7 protein-coding genes are annotated in these 8,506 nt (G+C 52.3%); all 7 read left to right on the top strand.

Annotation, left to right across the window (positions count from 1 at the left end):
• The coding region (locus tag BN1135_RS21225; RefSeq protein WP_317624015.1) for an ADP-ribosyltransferase at window positions 1-1,161 on the top strand (1,161 nt) is incomplete at its 5' end.
• 168 nt (window positions 1,162-1,329) lie between these two features.
• Complete coding sequence (locus BN1135_RS16835; protein ID WP_042023043.1) at window positions 1,330-2,124, top strand: DUF4123 domain-containing protein; 795 nt, start codon at window positions 1,330-1,332, stop codon at window positions 2,122-2,124.
• Window positions 2,124-4,076 carry a T6SS phospholipase effector Tle1-like catalytic domain-containing protein gene (locus tag BN1135_RS16830; protein ID WP_042023042.1) on the top strand — a complete coding sequence of 651 codons (1,953 nt, stop codon included), beginning with the start codon at window positions 2,124-2,126 and terminating at the stop codon, window positions 4,074-4,076. The genes BN1135_RS16835 and BN1135_RS16830 overlap by 1 nt, the downstream gene beginning before the upstream one ends.
• Window positions 4,076-4,777 (top strand): DUF2931 family protein, encoded by a 702-nt coding sequence (locus tag BN1135_RS16825; RefSeq protein WP_042023041.1) that lies wholly within the window; start codon window positions 4,076-4,078, stop codon window positions 4,775-4,777. Before BN1135_RS16830 ends, BN1135_RS16825 begins: the two co-directional genes overlap by 1 nt.
• Before the next feature lie 1,267 nt (window positions 4,778-6,044).
• Entirely contained in the window at window positions 6,045-6,548 is a 504-nt protein-coding gene (gene tssB / locus BN1135_RS16820; RefSeq protein WP_042023040.1) for a type VI secretion system contractile sheath small subunit, read from the top strand.
• A 37-nt stretch (window positions 6,549-6,585) separates the two neighbouring features.
• Window positions 6,586-8,067, top strand: coding sequence for a type VI secretion system contractile sheath large subunit (gene tssC, locus BN1135_RS16815; protein WP_042023039.1), 1,482 nt, complete (start codon window positions 6,586-6,588; stop codon window positions 8,065-8,067).
• Window positions 8,068-8,073: 6 nt separating this feature from the next.
• A complete protein-coding gene (gene tssE, locus BN1135_RS16810; protein WP_042023038.1) occupies window positions 8,074-8,505 on the top strand; it encodes a type VI secretion system baseplate subunit TssE in 432 nt (143 codons plus the stop codon).
• Window position 8,506 lies beyond the last annotated feature (1 nt).

Here is an 8,506-nt window from a genome sequence, read left to right as displayed (position 1 = left end):
AAGGCCAACGACCACCTGACAGTAGAAGGCGAGAAGCGCGACCACATCAAGGGCGATTACTCCTTGACGGTGGATGCATCACTACACCAGAAGATTGCACAGGCACTATTGGTGGAAGCGGGTCAGGAGATTCACTTCAAGTCGGGTCAAAAGGTCGTGCTGGAGGCCGGGGCTGAAATCACCCTCAAAGTGGGCGGTAGCTTTGTGAAGGTAGACCCGAGCGGTGTCACCCTGGTCGGCCCCACCATCAAGATGAACTCTGGCGGCAGTCCCGGTTCTGGCTCCGGCTGGGCTGGTCAAATGCCCGGCTTGCCGGGGGCGGTGAAGGTGCCGCCCGCACCACCAGCGACTATCCCTGCGAGCGTAATTCAAAAGAGTATGAAGTTCATCGCGCCACTGGTTAAACCTTGCTCAATGGGCGTGCCAGTCCCCCCTCCTCCCCTTATCGGAGGAGTAACGCAACCTCGACCGTCTTTGAGCGCTGGCGGACCTCCTGTCCCACCACCACCTATCACTGGAGCCACCAATAAGCCTGTGGGGAGATGGGGGAAGGTAGAGATATCAAAAGAGGATGAGGCACTCAGATATTATTCAGCTCAGGGTTACACCCTGCTCAATAACTATTTGCGAAATAGTCCCTACAAAAAGCAAGAAGCAATCGATACGTTGCTGAGCCGCAGTTATTTGCATGACGAACCAGAATCAGAAGCTGAGTTTGACCAAGCAATGCTAGCTTATGTCAGCGATGTAGAAGCTGGGCTGGCGAAATTATCTGCCTCACCGGAACTGCACTTTGTGTACCGAGGGTTGGCGCTGGACAAGCCGGATCTCAGAGGTTTGAGAGATCAATTTACAGTTGTTGGCAATATCATTGTTGAATCAGGATTCATGAGCACCTCACCAGATAAGGCGTGGGTCAATGATACCTTGTTGAGGATCCACCTTCCTATCGCTCATAGGGGACGCATCCTGGGAGAGGCAGCACACTTCAAAGGAGAGGCAGAAATGCTATTTCCAACACGGACCAGACTCCGGGTAGACAAAGTGGTTTCTTCCAACAGCGAAGACTTTGTCTCCCTGCTGAGTGCAATACCAACCTCTGACAATGCATCGGACAACAGGAACAGGATAAAGCGACTTATTGAGGTCGCCGTATTATGACGTCATCTGAATGGTGCAATAGCAATTTATCGGGTAATCAATATGACGTCATTGATGAAATCTTGGCTGAGTCGGCTGTGGCGAATTTACATTCAAGAAACCGTTCAGTTTGGGCTTGTAAATGGGCTCGCAAGTCAAGCCTTATTTCTTCACATAAAGAGGTAAGAGATGACTTTTCAAGAGTGGCGTAGCCAACACCCCGGCCAGTTGTTTGCCATCGTCGATGCCGCGCTCGATACCACCGCCGTGGCGGACTACTGCAATCAGGGCGGTGCCAATGCCATCCCCTTGTTTGCCGGTACGGCGTTTGCGGACCAAGCAGAACAAGGCCCCTGGCTACTGCCCAACCCTGCTCCTGAGTTTATTGCAGCTCACCCGCAACTGGGCTGCGTATACGTCACAAGCGATGCGGCTATCGATGTCGTCCTGTCGCACTGGCAAAGCCTGATAGAAGTGGCTTTTGAAGGAGAGGTGATGTGGCTGCGCTATGCCGATAATCGAGTCTTTCCCAAGATGCTGGCCACCATGAGCCAGCAGGAGCTCGATGATGTATTGGGTCCCTGCTCAAGCCTGTGGGCCAGCGACAATGCCTGGCAACGCACGCCGGATACCGAACTTAATCCCCGCCAAGCCCCCTGGTTTCGCATTCAGCCTCACCACCTGACGCCGCTGTATGACGAAAGCCGTCACGCCTACATCCTCTCTCGCCACTTCTGGCAACGGATGGAGGAGATGATGGCGCGTCATCCCAATCCGGAAGCCGCCATTACCACCGTCCTCAAGCAGGCCAATCAAGCTGGGCTGACAGGCGACGTCCTTGATGGCGTGGTGGCTGGCGCTCTCACACTGCAGGCAAGCATGGCGCTAGATGTCATCAGAGCGCCATTGATGCTGACCGACGACGAAATGGCTCAGGTGAATAACTGGCTGAACAAACACCCTGAATTGATAGGAGCCAGCTAATGGCGATTTCTCCCTACTGCATCCCCTGTGAGAAGAACAACTGCTGGATTGAGATAGACGTTCGCGATGAACAGAACCGCTCGTTCAAGGGGCAAAAAGCCACCTTGACCGATGCCAGTGGCACCAGCAAAACCGTGACCCTGAAAGAGGGCCCGGCCCTGGTACAAGGGTTGGCGGTGGGGCCGGTCACCGTCAAGCTGGAGACCCAACCTTGGCTCAAAGCTGCTCAGTCCCGTGAAGCCCTGAAAGAGGGCGAAACCAGTCAGGTTCCCGCCTACACCGAGAAGTTTTGGGGGCACTGCGATGTGAAGCGCGAGCATGTCAAAGTGACCACCGGCGACCTCTGCCTCACTGACCCAGAACAGCCGCTACCGGAAGGACACAAAGCCGGGGACCAACCACCGCGCTTTATCACCAAGCACTCCTACGTGATTGAGGTGAAGGGCTATCAGCTCACCACCCTGCGTATCGGGGTGTTCTTTGATGGCACCGCCAACAACACCTTCAAGCACAGGGAAGGGAAAAGTGCATTGGAGACCGCCTTGGCGCAATGCAGCCCGGAAGAGCAGCAGGTATTGCTGGAGCAGTGTTTTGAAGGGGCGTTGCCTGATGATCTTAATAACAGCGAGAAAAACGACGTCACCAATATTGGCAAGGCACATGAACTGTATAGACGGCCAACCGAAACAGAGCTGACAGTAGCGGTATATGTTGAAGGTATTGGCACTGCCAAAGGTGAGGATGACGCCACAGCAGGGTTGGGGGCAGATAAGGGCCAGACCTCCAGCGCCTCCCGTGTTGAACAGGCTTGTCGTACTCAAATTGTTGCGGAGATAAAAGAACAACTTGAAAGCATATTGCCCACTATTGAGTGCATCCATAAGGTCGAGTTCGATGTTTTTGGCTTTAGCCGGGGCGCCTCTGCTGCTCGCCAGTTTGTAAACCGTATCGATAAGAAAGGGGACCACCCACTGGTGGAGGCCATGGCTGCTGACCCCGATATCCCCCTGAAGACCGGCTTTGATTGGGCCAGCCGCGATGATGTGCGTATTCAGTTTGTCGGGTTATTTGATACCGTGGTCAGCTCCTATCTGTGGGGTAAACGTAATGTGGCGCTGGCCCCTGATTGTGCTGAACGAGTGGTGCATATTGTGGCGGCTGACGAGTGGCGCTATCACTTTGACTTGACCCGTATCACCGACGATGCCGCAGGCACCGCACTCGCGGAGAATTTTACCGAAGTGATTATTCCCGGCGCCCACTCTGATATCGGTGGCGGCTATTACAGCCGCTGGAGTTTGCGTGATCCTAACTACGCATCACCGCTGATCACTGAAAACTGCGTGATCGCGACCTTCAATACCGATGCGATACCACATGTTCATCCCATCGATGCCCAAGCATATCGCGATGCCAGTGCTTATGCCAAGATGCGGGCTGGGCAAGGCTGGGGCAAGGGCAAGGGCGTTGTGTCTCTGGCTAGCCATAGTGATGCCACTCAGCTTGGTTATCTGAATGTGCGTCCCAGGGCTCTGGGGCCGATCACGGGCAGTCAATCTGGGGGGCATAGAAATATCTGCGTCGATGTGGTTCTGCACCGGGTGGTGGAGGGGGAATATTCACGGATACCGCTGCACATGATGGTGGAAGCGGCGCGGGATGCTGGAGTGCCATTTATAGAGTGGGACCCCACTCGACGGGATTTGATGATGAACAGCGCTCTTTCATACCCCACAGTGAACCTGGCAAAACTCGATGAACTCTGGGTTGATGCGGCCAAACGGCGCGGAGAGGTGATCAACTTGGCTCGACGCTTACCTGACGAGATGTACCAAAAGTTGCGACTGAGTTACTTGCACTACAGCGCAGATACCGGGTTAGTCAACAAGCCCAATAGGGTTGGTGACAAAGAGATCCGCAAGCTGACGGGTAATGAAAAGGGAGGTTATTAATGCGCTGGATACTCTTATTGCTGCTGTTGCCGTTAGTCGCAGCCTGCCAAGCTGCCCCCACAGACCTCAAACAACTGGACTGGCGCCATATGGTGGGTTCGAACGCTGATGAGTTATGGGTGACGGAGGTACTCTTTTATCGTCAAGGTAAGTTGGTGGATGCCTCGACCAATGGTTCTGCCGGTTTTGTCGGCCCTAAAGCTCTTAAGGCCAAAGATTATCGCTGGCGCATTGGCAAGGGGCGTCGTGATATTCACCCCGCTCCTGATAAGGTAGAGGTAGAGTGGATTTCATTCCATGATAAAAAGCGCTATCGCATTAGCCTAGCCTTGCCAGCAGAACTGGAACGCATGATTGCGCAACCTTATCGCATCAAGGTGAGGGATGAATGGCGTGAAGTACGTCGCGATAACATTGGCTTAGGTATGGCCACCGGCGGCTATGTGGAAGCATTTTTAACCAACGCCAAAGTGAAGCCTGATATCTTGCTGGCCAGGGGGATTGCTAAAGAGGTTACTGATGACCCTTATGATCAACGTTACCCTCTATCCAGTCAGTTTAAAAATGCTTGGGCACGTTTTGACAAAGATTACACGGATGCCTACAAGCAATACCCCACTCCCAGTGGTATGGCTTGGGCTCCAGTCATGGACGCTTACCGAGCGGCACAGCCCAAGACGGATACCGATCTGGTCAATTGATTTGGATAGCGGTTTAAGAAGCAGTACCAAAACTGGCTGGCCCAGTATCTGATTTGTCGTCGTGATAACGACCATGCCATGGCCGCAGAATTGGCACAGAGCATCTGTACTTTCTGGCAGGCCAGAGGCGATAAGGCTGAGCATACCAAGTGGCAGAAGGTCTATCAGGATCACCGACAGAAAACCACCTGACAGGTAAGATTACACATTAATGTGGCATGCAGTTACGTATGCCACTCCTGTTTATAGAGAGGATGCCCATGCTTCTCTCCCTCGTTTTCTCCCCGCAATAATTCAATGGTCGATAGCGTTTTACGGTGCTTGCTGATGCGCCGCGAGATGTGTCTTCAGCCACCAAGTGATCTTCTTCGCAGCTACTGTCAGGAGCCTATGGTCGCTACCTTTGACACCATTCCTTCGTGAGCGTTATGGAGCCATGCAAGCATTGCAATAGAGTCAGTTTGGTGGTGGGTAACTACTGCATAAAAGTGCCAACCTATGCAGGTTTGCTCTGTAGCGAGCGCAATGTACAGAACTCTCGTCATCAGGACAGAGACTGAGATAGACCTGTTGTCGATTTTTATGGAAATTGCGTCAATTACTGGCGTACGCATGTAGATGCTTGATGTGATTTATCATCTGAGGTATTGAGTGAATATTGTGTTGGAGGTGACGAAATTCCTATTTTCATTTGCGTGGATATCTCAGTTGAATGGCCTTAATTTCTATTTTTCTGTGATCGTTGTACGTAATTGCTTATTTCTGAGTCAGATTACTCTGATGATTTTTTTGTCATTTGCGGTGTTTTCCATTAAGCGTGGCTATACCATTCATAAAAACTCACAAACCTTTATCTTAAGTGCGTCAATATTTGTCTCATCAGGGTGTGGCGCTAGAAAAACGTGTCGTGCAAGCTTTTGTTGGTACAGTTTGCAAGTTGTTTTTATTGGCTTGGTTGTGGTTGTAACCTATTGATTTAAATCATTTTGTTTTTAATGCGAAAAAGGAGGTGTTAATTGCGAATAATGGGTGAGATTTAGTTACATCAAAATAAAATAAATCTGGTGCAGAGGCCGGCCCTACCAGGAGGGCTGTGTCGCAGTAGCAGGTTGATATGTCATTTCACATTAAAGTAATTGCTCCACACTTTCTTTTTCCGTTGTTGAATAGGGGGGGAGTTCAACTGTCATTTATTACAGTTGCCGCTGATGATAATAGCTATAAGCTTTGCTTCTCTTGATAAAACCTTCAAATCGGGTACTAGAGCATGGGAAAAGGAATTGACGGCGCAACAGTCGCGCCCAAAGAACGTATAAATATCAAATATGTACCGGCAACCGGTGGTCAGCAGGCGGAAATCGAACTTCCGTTGACCATGATGGTGGTCGGCAACATGAAGGGCCGTAACGAAGAAACGCCCATCGAGGAGCGTCAGACCGTTTCTATCGACAAGAATAACTTCTCATCTGTCATGAAAGAATCTGCACTGGAACTGAACTTCTCCGTTCCTAATCGCCTTGAAGAGAACAGCCAGGACGAGATGCCAGTTTCGATCAAGATCCAGTCTCTGGAAGACTTTACCCCTGACCACGTTGCCCAACAGGTTCCCGAGCTGCGCAAGTTGCTTGAGCTGCGCGAGGCGCTGGTTGCACTGAAGGGGCCATTGGGCAATATCCCTTCTTTCCGCAATCGTTTGCAGGATCTGCTGTCCAGTGATGAGGCTCGTGAGCAACTGCTCAAAGAGCTGGATTTGATTAAGCCCGTCGAGTAATCGGTTGGTTGTATTGATTGACGAGAAAGGAATAAACATGTCTTTGGTCGAAGAACAGGTTCAAGCGGGGGCGGCCGTCGCCTCCTCGTCCTCCTTGCTGGACGAAATCATGGCGCAGGCTCGTATTACCCCGGTGGATGAGGGTTACAGTGTCGCCAAGCAGGGCGTTGCAGCCTTGATTGCCAATATTCTGGACAGCGGTACCACCAGCGATCCGGTTAACAAGGCACTGGTTGACAGCATGATTGTCGAGCTCGACAAGAAGCTGAGCAAGCAGATGGACGTTATCCTGCATGCCAAAGAGCTGCAGGAGATGGAATCTTCCTGGCGCTCCCTCAAGTTGCTGGTAGATCGCACCGATTTTCGTGAAAACATCAAGATCCAGGTCTTGCATGCCACCAAAGAAGAGCTGCTGGAAGATTTCGAGTTTTCCCCAGAAATCACCCAATCCGGCCTCTACAAGCATGTCTATTCCACCGGTTATGGCCAGTTTGGTGGTCAACCCGTGGGTGCTGTGATTGGTGACTACGCCTTCACCCACAGCTCACCTGACATCAAGCTGATGCAGTATGTCAGTGCAGTGGGTGCCATGGCCCACGCTCCCTTCATCTCCTCTGTTGCGCCTGCTTTCTTTGGCGTAGACAGCTTTACTGATCTGCCTTCCATCAAGGATCTCAAATCGGTATTTGAAGGCCCGGCTTACACCAAGTGGCGCGCATTGCGTGAGTCTGAAGATGCCCGTTATCTGGGGCTGACCGCACCGCGTTTCCTGGCTCGTTTGCCTTATGACCCGACAGAGAACCCTATCAAGGGCTTCAACTATCAGGAAGATATCAGCTCGGATCACGATCACTACCTGTGGGGCAACACTGCCTATCTGATGGGCACGTCCCTGACCGACAGCTTCGCCAAGTACCGCTGGTGCCCGAATATCATTGGCCCCCAGAGCGGTGGTGCTATTCATGATCTGCCGGTGCATGTCTACGAAGCCATGGGTCAGCTGCAAGCGAAGATCCCGACCGAGGTGCTGATCACCGACCGTCGTGAATACGAGCTGTCCGAAGAGGGTTTCATCACCCTGACTATGCGTAAAGACAGCGATAACGCGGCGTTCTTCTCTGCCAACTCGGTGCAAAAACCTAAGGTGTTCCCCAACACCAAGGAAGGCAAGGAAGCGGAGACCAACTACAAGCTGGGTACCCAGCTGCCTTATATGTTCATCATCAACCGCCTTGCGCACTACATCAAAGTGCTGCAGCGCGAGCAGATTGGTTCCTGGAAAGAGCGTCAGGATCTGGAACGTGAACTGAACGGTTGGATCAAGCAGTTTGTTGCCGATCAGGAGAACCCGCCGGCAGACGTCCGTAGCCGTCGTCCGCTGCGCGCCGCCCAGATCAAAGTGCTGGATGTGGAAGGTGAGCCGGGCTGGTATCAGGTTGCCATGGCTGTGCGTCCGCACTTCAAGTACATGGGGGCGAGCTTCGAGCTCTCTCTGGTAGGTCGACTGGACAAGGAATAAGGCCCGATGCCGTATCTCTCTTCCTGGGATAGAGGAAATGCGGCCAGCCTGTTTGATCGTATCCGGGGGGAGGGGCAGAGCCCTTCTCCCCGTTCGGAAATTGATGAACTGGTTGAGTCTGTCAAACGGCAGCTCGAGCAGATTCTCAACACCCGTCCTGGTAATTGCCGCAGCGCCCCTGATCTTGGTGTTATTGATCTCAATGACGCGACCCAGGGCAGTGCGGATATCAAAGGACGGATCCGTGAGGCGATCCGGCAATGTATCCGTCGTTATGAACCGCGGATCATTCATGTGGATGTCCGTTCACCCGACCATCAGACGAGTCCGCTCGAGATGTCATTTCAGGTGACGGCCCATGTGAAGCTGGAGCATATCGAGCAAGTTACCTCGTTCAATGTCCATATGGACAGTCACCGTCACTACCGCATGGTCTGAT

Source organism: Aeromonas sobria (assembly GCF_000820145.1).
In the GTDB taxonomy this organism is placed as follows: domain Bacteria; phylum Pseudomonadota; class Gammaproteobacteria; order Enterobacterales; family Aeromonadaceae; genus Aeromonas; species Aeromonas sobria.
The sequence above is the reverse complement of the archived record's forward strand: the minus strand, read 5'-3'. Positions and strand labels throughout refer to the sequence as shown.

Excerpts from the sequence above, each read along its gene's own strand:
- BN1135_RS16835 (WP_042023043.1), top strand. The coding sequence starts at position 1,330 with ATGACTTTTCAAGAGTGGCGTAGCCAACACCCCGGCCAGTTGTTTGCC.
- BN1135_RS16830 (WP_042023042.1), top strand. The coding sequence starts at position 2,124 with ATGGCGATTTCTCCCTACTGCATCCCCTGTGAGAAGAACAACTGCTGG.
- BN1135_RS16825 (WP_042023041.1), top strand. The coding sequence starts at position 4,076 with ATGCGCTGGATACTCTTATTGCTGCTGTTGCCGTTAGTCGCAGCCTGC.
- tssB (WP_042023040.1), top strand. The coding sequence starts at position 6,045 with ATGGGAAAAGGAATTGACGGCGCAACAGTCGCGCCCAAAGAACGTATA.
- tssC (WP_042023039.1), top strand. The coding sequence starts at position 6,586 with ATGTCTTTGGTCGAAGAACAGGTTCAAGCGGGGGCGGCCGTCGCCTCC.
- tssE (WP_042023038.1), top strand. The coding sequence starts at position 8,074 with ATGCCGTATCTCTCTTCCTGGGATAGAGGAAATGCGGCCAGCCTGTTT.